At 40.4% G+C, this 25206-nt stretch carries 25 protein-coding genes and 1 riboswitch; of the genes, 21 read left to right on the top strand and 4 right to left on the bottom strand.

What is annotated here, in order from left to right; all coding sequences use genetic code 11:
- The 15 genes from FD50_RS11030 to FD50_RS10960 all read left to right on the top strand — a co-directional run.
- Positions 1-1721: glycoside hydrolase family 70 protein (locus tag FD50_RS11030; RefSeq protein ID WP_275453082.1), on the top strand; the 1721-nt coding region annotated here is incomplete at its 5' end.
- 394 nt (positions 1722-2115) lie between these two features.
- Positions 2116-2877, top strand: a complete 762-nt coding sequence (locus tag FD50_RS11025; protein WP_056961732.1) for an ABC transporter ATP-binding protein — start codon at positions 2116-2118, stop codon at positions 2875-2877.
- A gap of 12 nt (positions 2878-2889) precedes the next feature.
- Complete coding sequence (locus tag FD50_RS11020) at positions 2890-4689, top strand: FtsX-like permease family protein (protein ID WP_056961729.1); 1800 nt, start codon at positions 2890-2892, stop codon at positions 4687-4689.
- Between the two features lie 46 nt (positions 4690-4735).
- Positions 4736-5098, top strand: a complete 363-nt coding sequence (locus tag FD50_RS11015; RefSeq protein ID WP_056961727.1) for a GntR family transcriptional regulator — start codon at positions 4736-4738, stop codon at positions 5096-5098.
- Between the two features lie 3 nt (positions 5099-5101).
- On the top strand, positions 5102-5965 hold the full coding sequence (locus tag FD50_RS11010; RefSeq protein ID WP_056961725.1) for an ATP-binding cassette domain-containing protein: 864 nt from the start codon (positions 5102-5104) through the stop codon (positions 5963-5965).
- On the top strand, positions 5966-6754 hold the full coding sequence (locus FD50_RS11005; RefSeq protein ID WP_056961723.1) for a hypothetical protein: 789 nt from the start codon (positions 5966-5968) through the stop codon (positions 6752-6754).
- Between the two features lie 69 nt (positions 6755-6823).
- On the top strand, positions 6824-7690 hold the full coding sequence (locus FD50_RS11000) for a hypothetical protein (RefSeq protein WP_056961721.1): 867 nt from the start codon (positions 6824-6826) through the stop codon (positions 7688-7690).
- A 33-nt stretch (positions 7691-7723) separates the two neighbouring features.
- Positions 7724-8635, top strand: a complete 912-nt coding sequence (locus tag FD50_RS10995) for an RluA family pseudouridine synthase (protein ID WP_054757708.1) — start codon at positions 7724-7726, stop codon at positions 8633-8635.
- 109 nt (positions 8636-8744) lie between these two features.
- Positions 8745-9392: a metal-dependent transcriptional regulator gene (locus FD50_RS10990; protein ID WP_056961719.1), complete on the top strand. Its 648-nt coding sequence runs from the start codon at positions 8745-8747 to the stop codon at positions 9390-9392.
- A gap of 165 nt (positions 9393-9557) precedes the next feature.
- A complete protein-coding gene (locus FD50_RS10985; RefSeq protein WP_054757709.1) occupies positions 9558-9758 on the top strand; it encodes a cold-shock protein in 201 nt (66 codons plus the stop codon).
- Between the two features lie 65 nt (positions 9759-9823).
- A complete protein-coding gene (locus FD50_RS10980) occupies positions 9824-10999 on the top strand; it encodes an MDR family MFS transporter (protein ID WP_056961717.1) in 1176 nt (391 codons plus the stop codon).
- Between the two features lie 68 nt (positions 11000-11067).
- Positions 11068-11811, top strand: a complete 744-nt coding sequence (locus tag FD50_RS10975) for a threonine/serine exporter family protein (protein WP_054757711.1) — start codon at positions 11068-11070, stop codon at positions 11809-11811.
- Between the two features lie 14 nt (positions 11812-11825).
- Positions 11826-12266 carry a threonine/serine exporter family protein gene (locus FD50_RS10970; protein ID WP_056961715.1) on the top strand — a complete coding sequence of 147 codons (441 nt, stop codon included), beginning with the start codon at positions 11826-11828 and terminating at the stop codon, positions 12264-12266.
- A gap of 202 nt (positions 12267-12468) precedes the next feature.
- Complete coding sequence (locus tag FD50_RS10965; protein ID WP_056961713.1) at positions 12469-13881, top strand: ABC transporter permease; 1413 nt, start codon at positions 12469-12471, stop codon at positions 13879-13881.
- Between the two features lie 11 nt (positions 13882-13892).
- Complete coding sequence (locus FD50_RS10960) at positions 13893-14549, top strand: ATP-binding cassette domain-containing protein (protein WP_056961711.1); 657 nt, start codon at positions 13893-13895, stop codon at positions 14547-14549.
- Positions 14550-14694: 145 nt separating this feature from the next.
- On the opposite strand, the gene FD50_RS10955 is transcribed toward FD50_RS10960, so the two are convergent.
- From FD50_RS10955 to FD50_RS10940, 4 genes are all read right to left on the bottom strand, one after another.
- Positions 14695-14964 carry a hypothetical protein gene (locus tag FD50_RS10955; RefSeq protein ID WP_054757714.1) on the bottom strand — a complete coding sequence of 90 codons (270 nt, stop codon included), beginning with the start codon at positions 14962-14964 and terminating at the stop codon, positions 14695-14697.
- A gap of 316 nt (positions 14965-15280) precedes the next feature.
- Positions 15281-16336 (bottom strand): LCP family protein, encoded by a 1056-nt coding sequence (locus tag FD50_RS10950; RefSeq protein WP_235803469.1) that lies wholly within the window; start codon positions 16334-16336, stop codon positions 15281-15283.
- A gap of 43 nt (positions 16337-16379) precedes the next feature.
- Entirely contained in the window at positions 16380-16754 is a 375-nt protein-coding gene (locus tag FD50_RS10945) for a DUF1634 domain-containing protein (RefSeq protein ID WP_054757715.1), read from the bottom strand.
- 1 nt (position 16755) lies between these two features.
- Positions 16756-17598 carry a sulfite exporter TauE/SafE family protein gene (locus tag FD50_RS10940; RefSeq protein ID WP_054757716.1) on the bottom strand — a complete coding sequence of 281 codons (843 nt, stop codon included), beginning with the start codon at positions 17596-17598 and terminating at the stop codon, positions 16756-16758.
- A 140-nt stretch (positions 17599-17738) separates the two neighbouring features.
- On the opposite strand from FD50_RS10940, the gene FD50_RS10935 reads away from it, so the two are divergent.
- The 6 genes from FD50_RS10935 to serS all read left to right on the top strand — a co-directional run bounded on the left by FD50_RS10935 (position 17739) and on the right by serS (position 24507).
- Complete coding sequence (locus FD50_RS10935) at positions 17739-18617, top strand: LysR family transcriptional regulator (RefSeq protein ID WP_056961707.1); 879 nt, start codon at positions 17739-17741, stop codon at positions 18615-18617.
- A gap of 49 nt (positions 18618-18666) precedes the next feature.
- A complete protein-coding gene (locus tag FD50_RS10930; RefSeq protein WP_056961705.1) occupies positions 18667-19182 on the top strand; it encodes a GNAT family N-acetyltransferase in 516 nt (171 codons plus the stop codon).
- Between the two features lie 226 nt (positions 19183-19408).
- Positions 19409-21091: an acetolactate synthase AlsS gene (gene alsS, locus FD50_RS10925; RefSeq protein ID WP_056961703.1), complete on the top strand. Its 1683-nt coding sequence runs from the start codon at positions 19409-19411 to the stop codon at positions 21089-21091.
- Between the two features lie 66 nt (positions 21092-21157).
- A riboswitch (Lysine riboswitch) is annotated at positions 21158-21332 on the top strand.
- 142 nt (positions 21333-21474) lie between these two features.
- A complete protein-coding gene (locus FD50_RS10920; RefSeq protein WP_056961701.1) occupies positions 21475-22938 on the top strand; it encodes an amino acid permease in 1464 nt (487 codons plus the stop codon).
- Between the two features lie 126 nt (positions 22939-23064).
- Positions 23065-23226 (top strand): hypothetical protein, encoded by a 162-nt coding sequence (locus FD50_RS12740; protein WP_156653541.1) that lies wholly within the window; start codon positions 23065-23067, stop codon positions 23224-23226.
- Positions 23227-23238: 12 nt separating this feature from the next.
- A complete protein-coding gene (gene serS / locus FD50_RS10915; RefSeq protein WP_056961699.1) occupies positions 23239-24507 on the top strand; it encodes a serine--tRNA ligase in 1269 nt (422 codons plus the stop codon).
- Positions 24508-25206 lie beyond the last annotated feature (699 nt).

Below are 25206 nucleotides of genomic sequence, written 5' to 3'. Positions count from 1 at the left end.
GGGTTCCAGTGGGAGCAAGCAGTACCCAAGATGCGCGCACTGCCAGCAGCACTGCTGTTTCAACAGATGGAAGCACATTTCACTCTAATGCAGCTTTAGATTCACAAGTGATTTTTGAAGGATTTTCGAATTTTCAAGCAATGCCGACACAAACAGCGGAGTATACCAATGTCAAGATTGCGCAGAATGCACAGTTGTTTAAGGACTTAGGCATTACAAGTTTTGAGTTAGCACCGCAATACCGCTCAAGTACGGATGCTAGTTTCTTAGACTCTGTTGTTCAAAATGGATATGCATTTACTGATCGCTATGATGTGGGGTACAATACGCCGACTAAATATGGGACCGTCGCACAACTTCTGAGCGCCATCAAAGCATTGCATGCCCAAGGAATTCAGGCAATTAACGACTGGGTTCCAGATCAAATCTATAATCTTCCAGGTGAGGAGATTGTGACAGCTGAACGGACAAATTCTGCTGGAATCTATGATCAGGATTCAGCAATTAATAATACACTCTATGATTCTCATACTGTTGGCGGTGGTCAATATCAGGCAATGTATGGGGGCGCATTCTTAGATAAAATTAAACAGCTTTACCCAGATCTGTTTAAGACCAAGCAAATCTCAACCGGACAATCCATGAATCCTAATGAAAAGATCACTGAATGGTCAGCTAAATATTTCAATGGCTCTAATATTCAAGGTCGTGGAGCATGGTATGTTTTGAAAGACTGGGCAACGAATAAGTACTTCAGTGTCTCCAGCAATAATAGTTTTCTACCTAATCAGCTGTTGGCAGGAAAGGCAAGTACAGGCTTTGTAACCGAGAATGATAAGACTACTTTTTATTCAACCAGTGGATATCAGGCTAAAGGAACTTTTATTCAGGATGGGAATAACTGGTATTATTTTGATAATGACGGTTATATGGTAACGGGCGCTAATAAAATAAACGGCTATAACTACTATTTCTTGCCTAATGGAATCGAGTTAAGGGATGCTTACTTGTCAGATGGTAATAAAAGTTACTACTATAACAAGGCCGGGCGACAAGTTGCCGATCGTTATTATTTACTAGCTGATGGCAACTGGAGATATTTCTTCAAAGATGGCACGATGGCAAAGGGATTGACCCAAATTACAGCGGTAAATGGTGAAACGGTAACGCAATACTTTGATTCTGAGGGAATTCAGGTTAAGGGCAAAGCTGTGATTGATAGTAGTAATAACATCAGATATTTTGCTGAAAATACAGGAGATATGGTTATTGATGGGTTTGGTAAAGACAGTGATGGTTCGTGGTTGTATCTTGACCATCAAGGAGTAGCGGTCACTGGCAAACAGGTTATTAATGGACAAACCCTGTACTTTAATGCAGACGGTCGTCAGGTTAAGAATGATTTCAAGGAACTAGCCGATGGTTCGTGGTTGTACCTTGATCAAAACGGGGTTGCAGTTACGGGAAAACAAGTCATTAACGGACAAACCTTGTATTTCAATGCAGATGGTCGCCAAGTTAAAGATGATTTCAAAGAATTACCGGATGGCTCATGGTTGTATCTTGATCAAAATGGAGTCGCAGTTACAGGTAAGCAAACGATTAGAGGTCAACACCTTTACTTTAAAGCGGATGGAATTCAGGTCAAGGGTGATGCAGTCTTAGAGGCTGACGGTAAGTTGCATTATTATGATCCTGATTCAGGTGAAGAGTGGCTATAATGAACAACTTGACATTTTAGTGAACTATGCAACTGTTAATTAGGATTTAATAATGTTTAGTTAATTAAAAAAGTGGAGCGTGGGACAAAAGGCGTTTAGTTGGCGGGCATTACAGCGTAAGACGGAAAATTTTGGGATGGAATTGTCTGACTTACGGGGGTAGGTGCAGCCAACTACCTTTTGTCCCAAACTCTTGCTGCGTGAAATTTAAATTTGAAGCAGGAACTGGGCTAAAGATACTTTTTGACCTGGTTCCTTTTATTTTGCACTGCAAACTGAGATTTTGCGGAGTTTGTGCAAGTTATTAAAAACTAATTGCAATTCAGGTTATTCAGTGATATGGTTAGTTACATAAGTAATTAACTACACCACGAATGGGAGAAGATGTTCAGAAATGAAAGCTAAAACAATTATTAAAGTTGAACGTTTGCGAAAAGTATACGGTAAGCAAACTGAAAAAAAGTATGAAGCCTTAAAAGCAATTAGTTTTGAAGTTGCACAAGGTGAGTTTGTAGGAATCATGGGGGCATCTGGTTCGGGGAAAACAACCTTGCTTAATATGCTGGCAACTTTTGATCACCCCACTAGTGGAACAGTTAAAATCAATGACACAGAAGTTAGCCGATTAAAGGGAAATCAATTAGCAGATTTCCGGGCCAAAGAGATCGGTTTTATTTTTCAAGATTTTAACTTACTTGAGAATTTAACTGCCGCAGAAAATATCGGGTTAGCTCTTTCACTGCAGAATGTGAAGCCAAAAACAATCGAAAATAGCGTAGTCAAAATTGCAGCAACTTTAGGAATTTCTGATTTGTTAGAAAAATACCCCAGTGAACTTTCTGGAGGGCAAAAGCAACGTGTAGCCTGTGCAAGAGCACTAGTACATGATCCAACAATTTTATTTGGTGACGAACCAACAGGAGCACTTGATTCCAAGTCTGCACGCGAATTACTGGAATTGATGTACCGAGTTAATGAACAACAGAAAACATCAATTTTAATGGTGACACATGATGCATTCTCGGCCAGTTTTTGTAAAAGAATTATTTTTATCAAAGATGGGCAGGTCGAACATGAGTTGGTGAAACAGGTCCAGGCTAGTCGCACACAATTCTACCAAGAAATATTGGATATCTTAGGAACTTTTGAAAAGTAAGGGGGGCGTAGAATGCTAAGAAAATTAACAATCAGCGCGATAAAATACCGTTGGAAAGATTATTTAATTCTTTTTTCGGGTTTGATCATTTCAAGTGCAATTTTCTATTTGTTTGAGACGTTGGCGACTAATAACGTTTACCTGCATGCCAATGGTCAACTTGTAAGTATTATCGGGTATATTTTTTCTTTTGGTGCGGTCTTATTAATGCTGATCACGTTTATCTACATTAACTATGCGAACAGTTTTCTGCTGAGCATGCGTCAACATGATTATGGTTTGTTTATGATTCTAGGGGCACGTCGCAAGAAGATTGGGCAAATGATTTGGCTTGAAACAGTCTTTGTAGGGATAGTTTCGACGGTACTGGGGATTATTGTCGGGATTGGTTTGAGTGCTTTAATGCAAAGCTTTGTGCTGAAGTTATTTTCCGTGACGGCTAAACATTATGCCCCATTTTGGGGGAAGGCAGTGATTTGGACGTTATTTATGTATCTGGGGCTGTTTCTGTTAGCTGCTTTTTTCAATACATTTGTGATGACGCGCAAATCGGTATTGAAGCTGCTGCATAGCTCACAAGAAATAAGCAGGCATCGAATTGTTTGGTGGAAACAAATAATTCAGGTGCTATGCGGACTTGGATTGTTAGGAACAGGTTATTGGTTCATTATGCATCCGCTGGTCTTGAAACAGCAGACTATTCCTACTGGTTTATTTACGCTCTCATTTGGTACATTTTTCTTATTCAACGCTGTGATTACAGCAGGAGTAGCTTTTTTGCGAAAGACAAAGAATGCTAAAAAGGGTTTACGCACGTTTACATTAGGACAGTTAGAGTTTCGCATACACGATTATACAAAAATTTTGACTGGAGTCGCAATGCTGTTTGCACTTGCCTTGGGGGCCATTACGACAGGAATTGGATTTAATAATATAATTGAAAAAACTGCTACTGCAGGCAGTGCTTATACACTTGGTCTAGTTGGACCAACTGCGCAGCAAAAAAAGCTTGTAACTGCATTGAGACCGCAAAAACAGGTGACCTATCTTTTTAAGAGCGATCAGCAGAATGTTTATTTTATAAAGCAGCAGTTTGAGCAGGAAAAATTTGAAATTCCAGTGACAAAAAAGAGCACGTTCACAAGCGTGTATCGTGGGCAGAAGGTTGCTGAGTTGCAAAAGGACCCTACAGATCTGATGACAGCGATGGGAGCCAAGTTTGCCACACGACACCCACATTTTATTAGTGAGCGCGCTTTTGCAAAAAAAGAGGGATCAACAAGCAGTTTATTCTTGTTTAGAACTGAAGGGTTGACTTCAAAGCAAGCAGTATTGGACAAGTTGGTAAAAAGCGAAGCTGCTAAAACAACGGAAATGTCAGCTTCCAGCCAAGCAGCTTTTCGTGGTAGTTATGATGCATTTAAGGTTGTTAAACCACTCTATTCAGGACTGCAATTTATGGGGATTTTTCTGGGAATTGCTTTTTTGGCAATGTTGGCCAGTTGTTTAATGTTTAAGTTGCTTTCTGGAGCTTTTGCCGACAAACGGCGTTATGAATTGTTAAGGAAGCTGGGTGTTCGTCCTCAATTACTTAGAAATGCAATTAAAAAGGAAGTGGGGCTATTGTTCTTGCTGCCTGCGTTAGTTGGAGTGGTGCATGTTTTATTCGGACTAAATCTTTTTAAAGGCTTGTTGGGAAATCCTTATTACGGAATTTGGATTCCATTTACGTTCTTTGCTGCGTTATACTTTGGGTACTATGTCGGATTGGTGTTATTGTACCAAAAGATAGTGCTGAGTGAAGAAAATTAATAAATAATAGGATTGCGCACTTGTGACAGATGATGAGGTGAAAAGAGTGTATTTTAACTTTAACAGTGCAGAACCAATCTATTTGCAGGTTGCACAGCAAATAGAAGAAGCTATTTTCACGGGAAGTTATCATGAAGGGGCTCAAGTTCCTTCGACGACAGAGATTTCAAGAGATTTCCACATCAATCCAGCTACAGTTTTAAAAGGAATGAATCGATTGGTAGAAGCGGGATTGATTGTTAAGAAGAGGGGGATTGGCATGTTTGTTGCGGAAGGTGCACATGCTGTAATAGTTGATAGACGGCGCAAAGCTTTTTATCAGGATAAGGTTATTCAACTCATTAAAGAAGCAAAGGGATTGCAAATCTCTGAGGGAGAACTTGTAGATTTAATTAAACGGGGGTTTTAACTGATGGGAATTGAAGTCAAAAATATTAAAAAGCGTTTTGGTAAACATGAAGTCCTACGTGGGATAAATTTAGAATTTGTTCCCGGAAAAATCTATGGGCTTTTGGGCAGAAATGGTGCTGGAAAGAGTACATTGTTGAATATTATCGCTGCCCGGATCTTTCCAACTGCAGGTACGGTAACGCTTGACGGGAAAACAGTCTGTGATGATGACAGTGCGCTTGAACAAATTTACTTAATGAGTGAGCGCAATCTTTACCCCGAAGGAGAGCGCTTAAAAAAATTATTAAAAACGACTGAATTGCTCTATGGCAGTTTTGATTATACTTATGCTAACAAACTGGCAGCTGAATTTTCGTTAGATCTCAATCAAAAATTTGGTAAATTATCTACGGGCTATCGTAGCATTTTTAAATTGATTGTAGCTCTTTGTGTGCCAGCACGTTACGTTTTTTTGGACGAACCGGATCTGGGATTGGATGCAAATCACCGTGAGTTGTTTTATCGTGAATTGATGGAAAATTACGCGCAGACACACCGGACATTCATTGTTTCAACGCACTTAATTGGTGAATTCGCTAATCTTTTAGAACGAGTTTTTATTATTAAAAATGGGCAGATTTTAGTAGCTGGTGAAGTTGAAGATGTGTTGGCTAAAGCGTATTTAATTGCGGGGCCTAAGGAAGATGTCTGCAAATATTCAGCTGGGTTAAATGTGATTGGTCATGAATCTTTGGGGAATATTTATGGTAATTACGTTTTTGGCGGAGTAGATGATGAACGCCACTTGCCGGACACTGTTTCATTAGAACATCTGGACCTGCAGAAATTATTTATCAATTTAACCAATGAAAAGGGGGAAAAGTAAATGCTGACGGCTAAAGAACGGAGTGTGACGATCTATCTTTTCAAACGCGCCTTAGTGCAGTTACTTTATATTATATTTTGGATGATAGTGGGTTTTGTGCTTGTTCCTGCTGCAATTTCGTTAATAAACAGCAATCCGCTTGATCTTAAAGGTCTGCTCCGCAATACTCATGTTGGCCAAATGCTCTTTTTCTTGATTTCATTATTAGCGCTGTTTGGATATCGAGATTTTAAGCTCTTAAATCAAAATGGAATTTCACGAAAAACCTATTGGAAAGCACGTTTGCTGGCTTACTTTGGAATTAGTACTTTAGGTCAGATTGTTGGAATTTTATTCACATTGCTTGTACCCTTTCAAGATTCATGGAACAGAAGTTCTATTTATATGGAAATGTATGGCAAATTTTTTGCCAATCCGCTTTTAAATATTTTAGCCGCACTTGCATTTATTATTTTAGCAGCGTATGTTGTTGCACTTGGCGGGATTTTTGTAGGTAGTATCTTCACGCTTTTTACTAGGAAACAACGGGTTTTGATCTTTGTTGCGCTTGCAACTTTGAATGTAGTTGGAGTGTCATTCATTGCTAGTTCAGCTAGTCAGGATTCATTTACTGGCTTAGCGCGTTCGATACTTAAATTAATTTATTTTTTAGTGGGAGATGCTAGTAGAAATGCAACTCTAGGCTCTTTCGACCCTACGGTACCGTTTATTGTAATTCTTTTGGCAGGAATTGTTTTTTGCTATGGCAGCCGGATAGTAATCGCACACTTCAAGCTCAAGAGTGAATGATCCGCTTGTTGCTGTCCGTCCCCCGGGTTATACTGATGGTGTGAATTGGTTAATTTAAGGGGTGGAAGAATGAACAGGGGAAATGAAGGGTTACGCAGAAGTTCTTTGCAGCAAAGAAGAGTTCCAGGAGCTGGGCTGAGTAGATGGCTGGCATTTTTCCTTGGGCTGGTATTATTAATATTTGTAGGTACATTTTCGCTTAATAAAACAGTTTTCAAAGCAGATGTAGCGGTGGCAGAAATTACAAAACCGGTTTATGTGAACGAAGCAACCACGACCTTGAATCAAGTCGTGGCTGCTTTGGCAGCTGAAAATAATATTCCAACTGCAGTGACACAGAATTTGCTGACTAAAGCCCAGGTAAAAACCGATCTGGCGGCTTTAACGCGCAATGTCTATGCAGGCAAACAGCAATTGATTGAGACGACTACTGTCAAACAGCAAATTGGGGAAAACATTGCACAAAAAGCTCAAAAAGTTGGAATTCCAACCAGCAATGCACTTTATCAGTCAGCCCAAAATACTTTCCTTGATGGACTGGGTGAATATCTGAATAAAAAAGTTTCAGCAACGTCAGCACCACGTTTGGCGACGACTCTAAGTACGGCTGTTAAGCTTAATCGTGGTCTTTTGTTTGGAAGCCTGATTTTAGGCATAGTTTTATTGCTACTCCAGTTATTTCATGAACGCAGTTTTTTGAGATGGTTACATTATCTTGGATTAGCAGCTTTAGTGAGTGGATTACTGCTTTTGGTGGCTGCTTTTCTAATCGGGAATTCTGGGATAATTACGACAGTCTCTGCACAAGCACAACAGGCAAGCGGCTTAGTTGCGACTCTTTTGGAGAAAGCTTTTAATCAGATGCAGGTTTCAGGAGTTTGGCTGAGCGGCTACGGTATCTTAGGGCTTGTGCTAGGATTTTTTAGAAAAAAATAAGGTAGTTAAAAAGGAATTTTGAGAGTGTAAATAATGAAGTATACGTGGATAAACGATCTTAAAGCAGAAGTCACAATTAAAAAATTGTTAACCGTCAAAGGTGTTAGTCACCGCATTCTTTCACGTGTCAAACGTGGAGAAGGTGAAGTTTGGCTAGAGGGAAAGAAAAGTAACCTGACTCAAAAGGTGGCAATCGCTGAACATGTAACTTTGGGCTTAATACCTGAAAATAACCCTGCTATTTTACCAGCGGTTGGAGCATTAAAAATCTTATTTGAAGATCAAAATTGGCTCGTGGTTGATAAACCAGCCGGGATTACCAGCGTTCCAGGACCAAGTAATCGTAAGTCTACCTTGGTTAACCGAATTAAGGGATACTTAATGGCTCAGGGAGCGCAAGATCTTGTACCGCACATCATCACACGCTTGGATCGTGATACAAGTGGAATTGTCTTAGTTGCCAAAAACAGACTGGCACAAGGCTTAATAGGTAAACAAACCGAAAAACAACAGCTTCAAAAAAGATACTTGGCAGTCATAAGCGGTCGGTTGCCACAGCAACATGGGCTGATTGAAGCCTGTATTGGACGTCAGGATAAGCAAATCAAGCGGGAAGTGACTGCTGCAGGACAATTTGCAAAAACCGAGTATTGGGTGCTTGATGAGTCTTCTGGAACAACTTTAGTTGAGGTTAAGCTCCATACTGGAAGAACGCATCAAATTCGAGTCCACTTTAGTGCAATTGGCTGTCCGCTTTTAGGTGATGAACTTTATGGAGGAGACTTGAACAAGGGAATTACGCGGCAGGCGTTGCACGCTTTTAAGCTCAGCTATCTTGATCCATTTACATTGCAAAAAAATGCTTGCACTGCGGCTTTACCGGATGATATGCAGGCTTTGTGTTCACATTTGGGACTCGACATACTAACTAGTCAAAGAGAATAAATAGTGTTTTTTTACTGCCTAAATTGTTTTTTTGGTATAATATAGATTAGACATTGTTTTCTAAGCAGTTGTTATACTAAAAGTGAACCGGGCAAGTGAGGTGAAAAACTTGACTCCAAAAAAGGAAGATTACTTAAAAATAATTTTTGAATTAGGCGGAACCCAGAAGAAGGTTACCAACAAGCAGATTTCTTTAAGCTTGAACGTGGCTGCAGGTTCTGTAACTGAGATGGTTAGCAAATTAGTAAAAGATGGGTTGGCCGAACACACCCCATATGCTGGAATTTCTCTAACCCATGAAGGAATCCAGGTTGCTGAAGAATTGGTGAGGCGGCATCGCCTGTGGGAGACGTTCTTAGTGTCTGCACTAGGATATAAGTTACAGGATGTGCATACTGATGCCGAGGTGTTAGAGCATATTACAAGTCAGAATTTGATGGATCATCTTGAGGTCTTTTTAGGACATCCAACCCATTGTCCACACGGTGGGGTAATTCCTGACAAGTCTGGAAATTATCAAGAGGACAGTCACCAAGTTCTGGCAGATGCGCAAGATGGTCAGGAAGTCATCGTTGACCGTTTTATTGATAATCATGACTTGCTACTTTATCTTGATGACATCGAACTTCAGTTGGGTGACAAGTTACTCATTTTAGGGCATGCTCCTTTTGAAGGTCCTGTTAAAATTAAAGTGGCACGGACTGGACAAGAAACAAGCGTTAGTTTTAAAGCAGCTCATTATATTTTTGTGAAATAGTTGAAAACACTATCTTTTTTATAATAAGCATGCTATACTATGAGTTGTATTTTTGTATAGGTTACCGTGGTTAGATTGTTTCAAATAACTTTCCCCATTTGTGCCGATCAAGAATTACAACTATTTCAAAATAGTGCCAGATTAGGCACAAGGAGGATTTTATTTATGGAACAAGGTACAGTTAAGTGGTTTAATGCAGACAAGGGTTTTGGTTTCATTACTCGTGAAGATGGCAGCGATGTATTCGTACATTTCTCAGCTATCCAAGGTGACGGCTTCAAGACTTTAGACGAAGGCCAACACGTAACTTTTGATGTAGAAGAAAGCGACCGCGGCCCACAAGCTGTTAACGTTAATAAAGACTAATTAAGTCATAAGAAACCGGAACAGGGCGGAAGCCTTGCTCCGGTTTTTTTGTTGGGGGAAAGAAGATGACACAAAAGAGACTTAAATTAAGCTGGCTGCTGCTGGGAAGCCTGATTGCGAGTACTGGAACTAGTTTTATTTGGCCGTTGACAACAGTTTATATGCACGATTATTTGCATCAGACACTAACATTAGCAGGCATTGTCTTATTTGTTGAATCAGTGTTGATGATTGGCGGGAGTTACTTGGGAGGATATATTTATGATCATTTCAATTATCGTCCATGGCTACTGGGATCAATTGGAGCTTCGCTAATTTCAATGTTTTTGCTGATTTTCTTTAATGGCTGGCCGCTTTATCCGCTGCTGCTGCTTGTAAATGGTTTTGGTGGAGCAATTGCAAATACAATTATTAATGCATTAGCAACTACTATTAAACATCATGATGCTGCGTATGTTTTCAATATGATGTATTTTGCCGCTAACTGTGGGGTTGTGCTAGGCACCTTTATTGTGGGTTTCGTTGTTAAATACAATATTCGCTATGTTTTTGTAGTGACCTTTATTTTGTTTGTATTTTTCTGGTTAATTGCTCAGCGCCACTACCGAGTTCCACGCAAGGTAGCAGTACCTGAAAAGACCGCTGCAACTGATCCGCTTTTGCCGAAAAAAACGCCGGTCTTTGCTGTTTGGATTGTCTGTGGATTGTTACTTGCGTATTTAATGATAGAACTTGGGTATAGTCAATGGCAATCAAATTTGGCAGTTTATATGCAGTCGTTAGGAATTGGCCTCAATAAATATAGCTACTTATGGACAATCAATGGCATTATTATTGTGATTGGGCAACCGCTAATTAATTATTTGGAACTTCATTTTGAGATTAATGGGTATCACAAAGTTTACGGTGGTTTTTTGCTGTTTATACTTGGTTTTGGTTCCTTGATTTTTGCGAAGGATTATCCCCACTTTATTCTTTCAATGGTAATTGTCACCCTTGGGGAGGTAATTGCATTTCCAACAATTCCTGCACTGGTGGCTAGTCTAAGCAGTGAGGCGGAAAAAGGAAAATATCAAGGGTTTGTGAGCATCTCTGCTTCGTTAGGCCATGCAATTGGTCCGTTACTTGGTGGAGTAGTAATTGAATTTGCTTCGTATGAGGTGTTATTTGAGGGATTAACATTTTTGATAGTGATTGCTGGGGTACTGAGTATGATTATTACGTGGTTTAAAAAAATTTAAAAAGAAATTGCATTTAACATTTTTTTGTTAGATAATTTGCCTCAAAAGAGCAGGAGGCTGGGTGAGTGATGGAACGCGATGATCAAATTATTGAAACTGTGTTATTGGCAGGGAAAATAATGATTGAAAATGGTGCAGATATGGCACGAGTAGATGATACGATGACAAGAATAGCACGAAATGCCGGAATTAAAGATCCTAAAATTTTCGAAACGACAACTGGAATATTAATGTCTCTTCCTGAAAAAAGGGCGTCACAAGTTGAGCCGATTCAAAAAAGAACCATTGATCTTGAAAAAGTTTCGTCAGTCAATCAGCAGTCACGCGCGTTTCAAAAGGGCCAAATTTCATTGCAGGAATTTAGAGATAGTTTAATTAAATTAAATGTGACCTCCCCTTTTTTCTCGTTTTGGTTGCAGCTTGTCGCAGCAACAGTAATCAGTGTGACTTTAATGTTAATGTATGGTGGCGCTTGGCAGGATATGTTCGCAACTGCCTTAGCAGGCGGTTTCGGGTACAGCTGTTATTATTTTATTAATAATCGTTTGCAGGTACGTTTTGTTAGCGAATTTTTAGGAGCCTTTCTGATTGGCATTACGGCGGTCTTATGTGTGCGTTGGGGAGCTGGAAATCAGATTGATATGATCACAATTGGTGGGGTAATGCCGCTTGTGCCTGGGGTTCCGATCACTAATGCAGTTCGCGATGTTTTTGCAGGGCACTTTCTCAGTGGAATGGCACGGGCATTAGAATCTTTACTGAGTGCATGTGCAATTGGAATGGGAATTGCATTTGTTTTTCGATTTATGTAAAAGAGGTGACAGCAATGGTGATTTTATTGCACGTAAGCTGCAGTTATTTAGCTACTTTGGGATTTGGAATCATTTTAAATATTCCGCACCGCGCATTAAATTCCTGTGGTTGGGTAGGGGTTTTAGGCTGGATGGCTTATCTTTTTGCATGGCATCTGCACGCCGGCACAATGCTTTCGAATGTTACTGGGGCTTTGGTAATCGGACTTAGTTCAATGGTGATGGCGCGCAGACTTAAGATGCCGATGATTTTATTCAATATTCCCAGTTTAGTTCCACTTGTTCCAGGTGGACAAGCGTATAAGGCGGTCCGAAGCTTTGCAGCTGGTAATGATTTAGGTGCAATTGATTATTTAGTGCAGGTTACAATGATTGCAGGTTCTATTGCAATGGGTTTTTTTATCTCTGAATTGGTTGCGCGGGCTTATTTTCGCCTTCGCGCAAGTGGTAAGTAAGCTGGATTAAGAGCGTTGGTTAGTAACTAGAAGCACGAAAAGATCTTGTATTTTGAATTAGTGCCAACAATATCAAATTGCAATAAGTTCACAAATAATTTGTATTTTTTAACACGGAAAGTCCCACTTTTTTTCACACTTTTTGCTTACTCTGTAAGTAGTAATGATTGAACGGAAGAGTGAGCGGACAGAAGGTGTGAAAATGAGTCTTAGGAAACGCGTATTTTTGAATGTTAAGATTAACAAAGGGCGAAGTGTTGGATTGTTTTTAGTACTCTCAATGATCCTCTTGTTTATACTAGTCGGTCTGATCCTAGAACAAACTGCCAAGGAGGCAATTCAGCGCGTAAAGAGTAGTGCAAATGCAACTGTTACACTCACGGCTAATCGCGAACAGGCATTCAGAAATATTACCAAGCCTAAGGGAACACAGCAACAACTAACTTTGCCTGCTGTAAGGATTGCGGTTGCTAAAAAAATAGCGGCTGCGACAGCAGTCAAAAGTTACAATGTTTCAAGTATGACGACTGTTAAAGCAGTCTCTTTTTCTGCAGTTACTGAAACGGCAGACGCAAGTGCGACACATGTCAGTGGACGTAAACAAAATACTGAGAATCTCTCGCTTTTAGGTGTGACTAGGACTACTAGTTTGATTGCTTTTTCGAGTGGAGGTTCGAAAATAACACAAGGACGTGCTCTTAGAGCCAGCGATGGGCGCACACGTAACATCATTATTGAAGAGCAACTTGCTAAGAAGAACAAACTAAAAGTTGGGTCTAAAATTAGTATTAAAAGCAGTAGTCAGAAAAATATTAGCTTAAAGGTTGTGGGAATTTATCAAGGAGGAGCTCCTGCGAGTTCTTTAGCATTGGGACAGATGAATACCAGTAATACAATTTATGCTGGAGTAGAAACCGTTAATCAGTTGAAAAATACAAACGGCATGGCGGATTCAGTAACTTTTAGTTTAAAAAATGCGGTAGTGGCAAAGAAGTTTGTTAAAATGGCTAGTTTGCAATTAGATTCTTCCCAATATGTCTTGGCGGCAGATGACAGTGTTTATCGTGCATTGTTAACTCCTTTAAATAATGTTAGAACTTTTGCAAAGGGTTTATTGCTGGTTTCTGTTAGCCTGGGAACGATTATCTTGACAATTATAGTTGCTGCGATAATGAGCAAAAGACGTGCTGAGATTGGAATTTTACTCTCATTAGGAGAAAAGAGAATGAAGATTGCGGCGCAAGTAGGGAGTGAGTTATTGTTAATCGGGCTAGTTGCAAGTGTGATGGCGGTTTCTGGGGGTACAACACTTGGAAACTTAATCTCAAAGCAGCTAATACAGCAAAATTCAGCGAATGCCAGTAGCCTGACAATTGGAACTGCCCAGAATCAGCAGGCTGAAAATAATGCTACGACCGAGGAGGTTTCAGCACAAACAGGAACACAACAGGGAATTTTGCGGCAAAATCAACAGTTAAAAACATTAACAGTTCATCTTAGCTGGAATACTTACGGTAAGTTGATAGTACTTGGAAGCCTAATTATTGTGCTAGCGGTTTTAATTGGTACAGCACATATTCTTTTTCTGGAACCGTACCGCTTTATGAGCAGATAAGGAGGATTAGGATGCTAAGAACGAAGAAACTATCCTATTGGTATGGAAATGCTGCTAATAAATTATTTGACCACGTTGATCTTGAATTTACAGCAGGACACCTTTATGCAGTAGTCGGCAAAAGTGGAGTTGGGAAAACAACCTTTCTCTCCTTGCTAGCAGGACTCACGCGTCCAAGCAAAGGTGTAATTGAATTTGAAGGTCGAGGATTGGCAAAAATCGGCATGTTGAATTATAGAAAAAGACATGTTTCAATGATTTTTCAAACAGAGAACCTTTTTTCATACATGTCAGCCTTAGACAATTTATTGACAGCAATGGAAATAACGGAGGCGCATCATGCTGGAGATCAAGGATATGCACTGCAGCAGCTTGAGCAAAGTGGTATTGACAGGCGAAGTGCCCAGTGTAGAGTTACACAACTGACACTTGAACAACAGCAACGCGTTGCCGTTGCACGCACAATGTGTTGCGATTCGCAGATTATAGTTGCTGATGAGCCGACAAATCAAGTGGGGCAAGAAGGTGCCGGAGACATTCTAGAATTGCTGCAAGCAGCTGCTTATGAGCAGCAAAGGTGCGTGATTGTCGGAACAAAAAAAGTTGAAGTCGCCAAAAAATGTGATGCTGTAGTTGAATTGCATCAACGTAAATTTGAATGGTTGTAAGTTTAGTAACAACTGTTTTTTAGCTTGCTTGGGCACGTTTCAGCACTAGCTGTTTGGAAAACACGAACACAAAAAAAGAGTTTGCGACTTTTGTCCCAAACTCCTAGACTGTGCGGTGAATGTCATTATCGGTGTTAAGCTGATCTTAGCTATTTTTTTGTAGTTGGTTGATATAGTAATTTTCGGTCGGAACATGATGCTTTTTCATCACGCCGATAAAACATTGACTGAAAAGGTCAAGCTCCGGAATATTAGATTCAATTAACCAATGCTTGTGGTGAATCTGAACTAAGTTGCCCAATTGCTGAACCTCGGGAAAATTTTCGATTTGAGGAACAAGGACGCTTTTTTGGAAATCGATCTCATAAGTGTGCGGCGTTTTTTCTAACCAAGCGCGGTAGCTGTTTTCGTTCATAAAATAATTCCTCCTTCAATGTAAGCGTTTACTTTAGTATAAATATACTGCTTTTTTAGCAGTTGTCAACTCTAGATTTGCAGATTGTTAAGAAAGAAGTGCGATTACCAGCGGTTAAGCTCCGTAGGCGAAGGCTCAGCTTACGCGGTAATAGATGTACATAAGACAAAAAAAGCGACTCTCTTCGTGATGGAAGAAAGTCGCTTTTTATCTTGATCAGTTCTTTAATCTCAAGTCTGCTGATTTAAGTAGGGTTCGGCCAATTGTTGTAGGTAAAGCGAAACTATTTTTTCGGTAAAAACTTAATAAGCATATGTTATTTTGCAGTAGTGTCAATTGTCTGGGAGCTCTTTAAGGTATTTCCAGTAGAAGCACTTTCGAGCTCAAGTGATGAGCGCAACAGGTCAGTGACTCGCTGTTTTTCTGTCTCTGAGACAACTTCAAAGGATTGAGCGGAGATCATGGCTGAGCTGCCTTGGGCATGATCGGAGGCAATGTTGTGGGTTGCCGCACGATATTTTAGTGCTAACAAAACTAGATCATTAAAAGAAAGATCGGTTTTTAGCTGTTGTTTTAATTCAGTGAAAAACTGGTCTCTTAGCAGGATCTGCAGCTTGGTTGCGCTAAAGGCTACTGTTGTTAATACCTGACGTTGGCGTTGCTGACGTCCGTAGTCTCCTTGTGGATCAGTGTAGCGCATTCGGACATATGCGAGTGCCTTAGCACCGTTCATATGAGTTTGCTGGTTCTTAGTAAAGGAATATCCGCCATAGCTGAACGTTAATAATGGTTTAAGGTCCACTCCGCCAACCGCATTAACGAGATTCTCAAGTCCCCCCATATTGATCGTTGCATAAAAATCAATTGGAACGTTGAGATACTGTTGCACAGTTTTAACAGCAGTTGCAGAGCCACCATAATCATAGGCAGAATTCAGCTTGCTTGGGTAGTGCTGTTTATAACCGCTGACTGCGACCAAACCATCCCGTGGCAGGCTGACAACGGTCATTTTTTTCTTTGTCGGGTTAAGGGTTAGGACGATCATAGTATCTGTCCGTCCTTTAAAGTTGCGTCCCAATGCACCGGTATCTGTCCCAAGCAGCAAGATTGAAATCGGACGACCTTCTTTAAGAAGAGCTTGGGGGTTGCGGGCTTTAGTGATCTTGCTGGGGCTATAAATTGCATTTGAGGCATCACGTGCACTTTGATATACACGGTTTAGGCTAAATAAGATAAAACCGAGTATAAGCAACAGGATTACAAGCAAAAAAGTAAAAAAACGCTTCTTTTTTTTGTGATGCCGTGTGGGTTTATGTCTTCGCTGAACGCGTTCACTCCGATTCAGCTGCTCTGGTTCATTTTGTGTAGCCACAGCAAACATCTCCTTTTTAACATTTCTATTCTAACAAAAATTCTTAGTGATGACCAATGAGGTAACTAATGATTAAAATGAAAAGCACTGCGGAGGTAATATAAACATAAAGGAAGTCTTTTTCTTTCCAGAATGCATAGATTGAGACGATAACACGCAGGACAGGAGTTAGAATTAAAAAAAAGATTCCGGCCATCATATAGGCATAGGCTTTAAAATGAAGCGTACCTTGAAAAATCAATGTTAGCGTAGTTGGAAAGGTTGCACCCGGGTATCCGCTCCCTTTATTTATGAAGAAAAGCCCCATTCCAACCAACATGAAAACCGCTGCAAGTACAACACCTACACGCATTATTTTTCCGATTGTCAGTTCAATTTCCTTCATCTCAAGTGCTAGTGTTGGTTTTTTCTTTTCCATTTTAAAGCACCCCCGTTCCTTTGAGAATCATTTGTAAACCTAAATAAAGGAGCACTGGGATAAAGACGGCTCTAATAATTTTTGAAGGTAATAACTGCATAATGCGGCTGCCAATGGTTGCACCAACTAGGATTCCAAGTGCAAGTGGGACAGCAATATCCGGTCTGATTGAACCGTTGAAAAAATAGACTGTTGCACTGGCAGCGGCAGTAACACCCATCATTAAATTACTAGTTGCACTGGCAGGTTTCAAGGGCATCTTCATGGCATTGTCGAGCGCCATAACTTTGAAAGCTCCTGAACCAATTCCAAGCATCCCGCTTGCTAAACCAGCTCCAAACATGATACTTAGACCTGTTGGAATATGCTCAACTTGATAATCTATTTTAGCTTTTAGATTTTTATCATAATAACTATCATTGAGCTTAAAGCGGGTTGCAATTTTATCGGGATGAGTGAGCTGCAAGACCTCTTGCCCAGCACGTAGCTTGCGCAACATATTCCAGCTTGAAAAAACTAGCAAACTACCGAACAGTACATAAAGAAAGCCAGAATTAATTACTCCAGTCAAAATTGCACCGGCAATCGCACCAATCGTTGTTGCAATTTCAAGGAACATTGCAACCCGCAGATTCAAAACATCGTCTTTTAAAAAAGCGATCGTCGCACCTGAACTAGTAGCAATTACGGCAATAATGCTTGCACCAATCGCATACTTAATCTCAAGCCCAAGGGCAAGCGTAACAATTGGCGTAATAATAATGCCACCGCCAAGTCCAAGAATGGCACCCATAGTGCCAGCGAAAAGACCAATTAACAATAAAATTAAAATATCATTTGACATAGTAGAAACCCCTTTAAGGAAGGATATTTGCTCATTAAGAATACCACTCTTCCTGCTATCTGAAAAATACCAAATTCAGATAACTTTCATCAAATTATTATATACTAACTAATGAATACAGCAGTAAGGAGGAAGTTCATTTGAATTTAAAACAATTATCTTTTTTTATCACGATTGCCGAGGAGGGCCAGATTACAGCCGCTGCCAAAAGATTACATATTGCACAGCCGCCTTTGAGTTATCAGATCAAGCAGTTGGAATTAGAATTGGGTGTTGAGTTATTTAAAAGAACTTCACGCGGTATCAAGTTGACTGAAGAAGGAAAACTGTTTCGTAAATATGCGTTGCAAATTGTTGACCTAACCCAACTTGCACAAAGTAAACTGAAGGCTGCAAAAAAGGGTGTCGGGGCTACGATAGTTGTAGGATCGATCTCATCTTCGGTCAAACTGTTACCTAGTCAAAAGCTACGCAATTTGCAGCTTAACTATCCTGGATTAAAATTTGAAATTATAGAGGATAACACATATGGTGTAATTGAAAAACTACGAAAAAAAATGATTGAGATTGCAATTGTTCGGACCCCTTTTAATGGGACCGGATTGCAGATGCAGTATTTTCCGTCTGAACCGATGGCAGCCATTTTTCCACGTGAATTTCAGGCGCATTTAAAAGCGCAAATTACGCTGCAAGAACTTGTAAAATGGCCATTAGTCACATACCGGCGCTTTAGCAGTCAATTTGAACAAACCTTTTTAAGAGCAGGTCTTACTCCTCAAATTGCAGTAACTTGCGATGACGCACGAACTGCTTTACGTTGGGCAGATTGTGGGTATGGGGTTGCGCTTATTCCGTCTTCGGTAACGCACACCGATACGCTTCATGAAGTTGTCCCAGTTGCATGCCACGCCTGGGAAACGCAACTGGCACTTGTGTGGCCTAAGGAGCACCTCATGACGCCCTTTTTAAGGGATTTTATTACCGCTTTTTCTTCTGAGATGTGTACCAAAAAAAATTAAAAAATAGCATGCACTTTACCAATTTTAAAAATGAAAGAAGATGTTTGCTGTGAACAACGAGGATATTCTTTTACGGCGGGTAGTTCAAAGCGATGTTGGCGCGCTGTTTAGATACAGTTCGCAAAAAGAAGTTGCAGCAGCTGCTGGGTTTAAGCGTGCTAACAACCAAGCAGATGCACTTTCCTTTATGCATTTTTTGGACAATGATTTTTCATGGGTGATTGAAGAGCAAAAAAAGAAACAGGTAATTGGTAATATCTGTTTATATGAAGGTAGTAATGCAGCTGGTGAACCAGTCACAACTACTCGGACTTTGGGGTATGCACTTAACAAAGACTATTGGAATCAAGGAATAATGACACTAGCTTTGAAGCAATTACTAAAAACTTTGCCGCCAGGAACAGTGAAAACAATTGAAGCTTTTGTTGCTTTAGACAATCCAGCATCAGCTCGCGTTTTAGAGAAAAATGGATTTGTATGTCAAGACGTGATCACACTTCCTTTTTGGAAGAATTTTGCGCAGCAGGAGAGGGCCTGCGTTTATCGGCGCGATTTTACCGGCTGATTTTAAGGTTGTGTGCAACGTTAAGAATTTAACAATTTAATTTTTTTCTGAGAATGCTTTCAAAGGCAGCGCAGGATGCAAGGCATCTTACTTTAATTACTTTATTCACAATGAAAAAACACGCTAGTATTTGCATTTTTGCAATGCTATCATAATGACTGTATTTGTTGTACCCGCGGAGTGCAATTGGTGAAACAACTTTTTTAAGTAAAGAGGAGTTTTTATAATGGAAGATAGCAAAAAATATTATGGAGCCGACGCGATTATTGACAGCCTTGCTAATCATGATGTCAAGTATGTCTTTGGAATTCCAGGCGCAAAGATTGACCGGGTTTTTGAGCGCCTTGAAAAACCAGTTAATCCTAAAGCACCTAAATTGATTCTCACGCGTCATGAACAAAACGCAGCCTTTATGGCGGCTGGAATTGGTCGAATTACGGGTAAACCAGGAGTTGTAGTCACAACTTCGGGCCCAGGTGCCAGCAACTTGGCAACCGGCCTAGTTACAGCAACTGCCGAGGGCGATCCAGTTCTAGCGATTTCTGGACAAGTCCAGCGCACAGATCTACTGCGTTTGACGCACCAAAGCATGGATAACGCAGCTTTATTTGCACCAATTACCAAATTCAGTGCCGAGGTGCAAGATCCGGAAAATATCTCCGAAGTGATTGCGAATGCTTATCAAGAAGCTGAAGCTGGCAAGCAAGGGGCAGGGTTTGTTTCAGTTCCCCAAGACGTGATTGATAGTGAAGTCAAAACCAAGGTGATCAAACCTTTAATAGCGCCTAAGCTCGGACCGGCTAGTCCCATCGAAGCAACCCTCTTATCCCAGCGAATCAAAGCAGCACAGTTACCTGTTCTTTTACTGGGAATGCGTGCATCTTCACCTGAAACGACCAAGGCAATTCGAACACTAATTGAAGAAACTCATTTGCCAGTTGTTGAGACCTTCCAGGGTGCAGGAATTATTCCGCGTGCGATGGAAGATGATTTCTTTGGAAGAGTTGGATTGTTCCGCAACCAACCTGGAGATCAGTTACTAAAGCGCAGCGACTTAGTGATTGCGATTGGATATGATCCGATTGAATATGAGCCGCGTAACTGGAATTCAGATGGAAAGGCTAATATTGTAGTAATTGATACTATTAGGGCTCAAGTCGACAAGAACTTCCAGCCAGAAAGAGAGCTCGTTGGCGATATTGCACAGACGCTTGATTTCTTAGTACCTTACATGAAGGGTTACGAAGTCCCACAGACTTCACGCAAGTATTTGGCTGAACTGCATGACAAACTTGAAAAAAGAGACGAAGCTCCAGCAGTAAAAGACGATCAGATCCTTAATCATCCGCTCAGTGTAATTCAAGAATTGCAAGAGCATGTAAAAGATGAGATGACGGTCACGGTAGATGTCGGCAGCTTTTATATCTGGATGGCACGTCACTTTAGAAGTTATGCACCGCGTCATTTGCTTTTCAGTAATGGGATGCAGACCTTGGGAGTTGCTTTGCCATGGGCGATTGCCGCTGCATTACTCCGCCCACAAACACAAATTGTATCAGTTTCTGGAGATGGTGGTTTCTTATTCTCTAGTCAGGACTTAGAGACTGCAGTCCGGCTGCATTTGAATATTGTGCATATTATTTGGAATGATGGCAACTATGACATGGTTAAATTCCAAGAAGAGATGAAATATGGTGCTTCTGCCGGCGTTAAATTTGGGCCAGTTGATTTTGCCAAGTATGCTGAAAGTTTTGGTGCTAAAGGGTTGCGTGTTTCAAGGGCTAAAGATCTTAAAAAAGTTCTAGATGAAGCTTTTGCTACGAAGGGCCCAGTAGTGGTCGATGTTCCAGTTGATTACAGCTTTAATCAGGAACTTGGAAAACAAATTCTTGAGGATCAATTACATTAGCTTTAAATTAAAAAGTTGATCGCTAGTCAGCTTGTTTTTTGAACGCTGTTTAGGGTATAATAAGTTTTATCGAAGAGAGGTCGCGAAAGCTATCAGTAACTGTTTTCAGATGGTAAAGCATTGTTAAAGGACAGTAAAAGGAGAATTCGCCGAAGCAGATGCTGCTTTAACAGCATTGAGCTGGGCCCCATTCTAATAAAATGGGGACTGTCGCGTTAATTCGCGGAGCGCTATCGAGTATGACTTTTGTATTTTTAGTTGCTAGAGACTATTAAGAGTCCTGCCGGTAGGTAAATATACTGGCAGGGCTTTTTGATGTTAATTGCGTTTTTAGATACTTAAGTGCAACACAATAGGCCTCTTTATTTTTAAGGAGGATTTTTATGGAAACAACAGCTAAGTCTAAGCCTGAGGGCCACATCAGACGTGCGCTCAAAACACGTCATCTTTCGATGATTGCATTGGGCGGCAGTATTGGCACCGGACTATTTGTTGCAAGCGGGTCCGCTATCAGCACTGCTGGTCCCGGTGGTGCATTGGTTGCGTATATTGGAATTGGAATTATGGTGTATTTCTTGATGACTAGTTTGGGTGAGATGGCGACCTATTTACCGGTGACCGGATCATTTGCAACCTATTCTTCACGTTTTGTTGATCCAGCTTTGGGTTTTGCGATGGGGTGGAATTACTGGTTCAACTGGGCTATTACATTGGCGGTTGATGTTAGTACTGTGGCATTGGTGATGAAATTTTGGTTGCCAGGAGTGCCGACTTGGATTTTTAGTGCCGCTGCCTTATTGCTGATTTTTATGATCAATGCTTTCTCAGTCCTTTCATTTGGAGAAGCTGAGTATTGGATGTCTTTGATAAAAGTCGTAACTGTCATTATCTTTTTAGTAATTGGATTTTTGACAATTTTTGGGATTATGGGCGGCCATGCAGTTGGTTTAGAGAACTTTGTCTATCACAAGGCTCCATTTGTAGGCGGAATTCCGACTGTTTTGAGTGTTTTTGTCGTCGCGGGCTTTTCGTTTCAAGGGACTGAATTGATTGGAATTACTGCGGGGGAATCAGAGACACCAGAAAAGAGTATTCCTAAGGCAATTAAGCAGGTTTTTTGGCGAATCCTTTTGTTCTACATTCTTTCTATTTTTGTGATTGCGTGTTTAATCCCTTATACTAGCCATAATTTATTAGGTTCGGATGCAAAAGATATTGCGATCAGTCCATTTACACTTGTTTTTCGGCGTGCAGGGCTTGCCTCAGCAGCCAGTGTCATGAATGCTGTTATTTTGACTTCAGTAATTTCAGCTGCTAATTCGGGAATGTATGCATCCACGAGAATGCTTTATTCGCTGGCAAAGGGTGGTAAGGCTCCACGTATCTTTGGTTTGCTAAATAACCGCGGGATTCCTGTTTTTGCACTTTTGGGGACGACTTTTGTCGGTCTGTTGACTTTTTTAGCAGGTATTTATGGAAATCGCATTTATACATTCTTGTTGAGTGCTAGTGGATTGACTGGATTTATTGCTTGGCTTGGGATTGCTTTTGCGCATTATCGTTTCAGACGTGCTTTCAAAAAACAAGGCAAGTCGTTATCGCAGTTACGGTACCGTGCAAAACTCTTTCCATTTGGTCCGTTATTATCTTTGGTGCTATGTATTCTTGTAATTGTCGGACAGGACCTGAAGTCTTTTGCAAATTGGGATTGGCAGGCAATCGGGGTTAGCTATATGAGTATTCCGTTGTTTGTGATTCTCTATTTATTTTATAAGATTAAGTATCATACTAAGCTAATTCCGCTAGAAGAAGTTGATTTGACACCACACGATATTCATAAGGAATAGTGTGCGATATGTAAAAAACCAACTTGCTATTTTTGGTGTAAGAGGTTAAAATAATGGCATAATAATCGTGAAACATCAGAGTTCGCCATAAGTAGACAGTCAGAGACATGGTGGGTGGTGCAAACCATGAGGTCGAAATTCCAGCGTTCGGAGTATGGGCAGGTAATGCTGCACGGGAGACCGTTATTTTGCTTGAGTGCGACAGAATTGTCGAACATGGGTGGTACCGCGAAACAAAAGTCTTTTCGTCCCAATATTTGGGATGAAGAGGCTTTTTTATTTTTTTAGGAGGAAAACTGAATGTTAGATATTAAAATGATTCGTCAGAACACAGCGGAAGTTAAACAGCGCTTGGCCACACGCGGTGTCAAACCGGCAACACTTGATAAGTTGATGGAGTGGGACCAGCAAAGACGTGAATTGGTTGTCCAAACCGAGTCGTTGAAGCAAAAAAGAAATGAAGTTTCACAGGCAATTGCCGCTGCCAAGAGAGCTAAAAAAGATGCTGCCCAACAGATTGCTGCAATGCGGACAGTCGGCGGTCAAATCAAAGAATTAGATGAAAAGCTGGCGCAAGTAGAAGAAGAGGTTCAAAAGATCGCTGCGCGGTTGCCAAATTTGCCTAATCCTACAATTCCAGTTGGACCGGATGAGAGTGCTAATGTTGAAATTAAGGTCGTGGGAGAGCCAACTAAGTTTGATTTTAAACCACAACCACATTGGACAATTGGTGAACAACTGGGAATTTTGGATTTTGAACGTGGGGCAAAGGTATCCGGCAGCAGGTTTGTCTATTATGTAGGTTTAGGTGCGAAGTTAGAGCGTGCCGTCTATAACTTTATGCTGGATGAACATGCTAAAGAGGGCTATACAGAAGTTATTCCACCATATTTGGTAAATGGAGATTCCATGTATGGGACTGGACAGTTTCCTAAGTTCAAAGAAGGTGTTTTCCAAATTGAAGATCAGGATTTGACATTAATTCCAACTGCAGAAGTGCCTTTAACCAATTACTATCGGGATGAAATTATTCCAACTGAAAAATTACCAGTTTACTTTACTGCGCTTTCACCTTCGTTTAGATCGGAAGCTGGGAGTGCAGGGCGTGATACGCGAGGCTTGATCAGAATGCATCAGTTTAATAAAGTTGAGATGGTTAAGTACACTAAACCTGAAGACTCTTATTCGGAATTGGAAAAAATGACCAAAGATGCTGGAGATATTCTTGAAAAATTGGGCTTGCCATATCACATTATTACACTCTCAACTGGTGATATGGGCTTCTCTGCCGCGATGACACATGATTTGGAAGTGTGGATTCCAGCGCAAAACACGTACCGCGAAATTTCGAGTTGTTCAAATTGTGAAAACTTTCAAGCTAGGAGAGCTCATATCCAGTACAGGGATGAAAATGGCAAACTTAATTTTGTCCATACTCTTAACGGGTCAGGCTTGGCAGTTGGTAGAACAGTGGCTGCAATTCTTGAGAATTATCAAAATGAAGATGGGACAGTCACAGTTCCTGAAGCTTTAAGACCTTATATGGGTGGGGTAACTTTGATTAAATAGATGATTGGATGTTTAGTTTAAGCAAGTGCAGCAAAATGGCTTAGCATCTGAAAAATTGAATCACAGGAGATTAAGGAAGAGAGTGTGACATAAGTCGGGCAACTTTGAGTACTAACTCGAAATTAAGAACATAGCGAGTACTTTACCATGAGTAATTTGCAGTTAGACGGAGAATTTTGACTTATGGAACACGTTTATCCGGAATAAAAGAGGGGCTGTGACAAAAGTTAACTTTTGTCACAGCCCCCTTCCTTTTTATGTTAGTGGAATACTAGGCGAAAGACTGCGTATCAGAAAATTTCTATATAATTGTGGAGAACGGCTGGTGTTTAAAGCTTTTAGGGCCCAGGGAGGATGCTGCAAAGCAAAGAATACACGGGATAAAAAAGTAGGAATGGTTGTTTATAAGGATTTAAAAGTTTGAGCTCATAAAAAAATAAAAAAAGTTATTGACGGAGCAACAAATAGTTGGTATGATATTCATTGTTGCTAATGACGAAAGTTGTTAGTTAATCCCTTTCCAACAGGCATTAACGTCGATTTGAGGCGAGAGCGGGAAAGGATAATGTATAAAAAATGTTTTAAAATTATGTTGACTTTTAATTTAATTGATAGTATAATAATTAAATGTGTTACATAATCCAAGTAGACCTTTGAAAACTGAACAAAGTTTCGACAAATCAAATGTGTAGGGCTCTT

This window comes from Liquorilactobacillus satsumensis DSM 16230 = JCM 12392, from assembly GCF_001435195.1.
GTDB classification, from domain to species: Bacteria; Bacillota; Bacilli; order Lactobacillales; family Lactobacillaceae; genus Liquorilactobacillus; species Liquorilactobacillus satsumensis.
The sequence above is the reverse complement of the archived record's forward strand: the minus strand, read 5'-3'. Positions and strand labels throughout refer to the sequence as shown.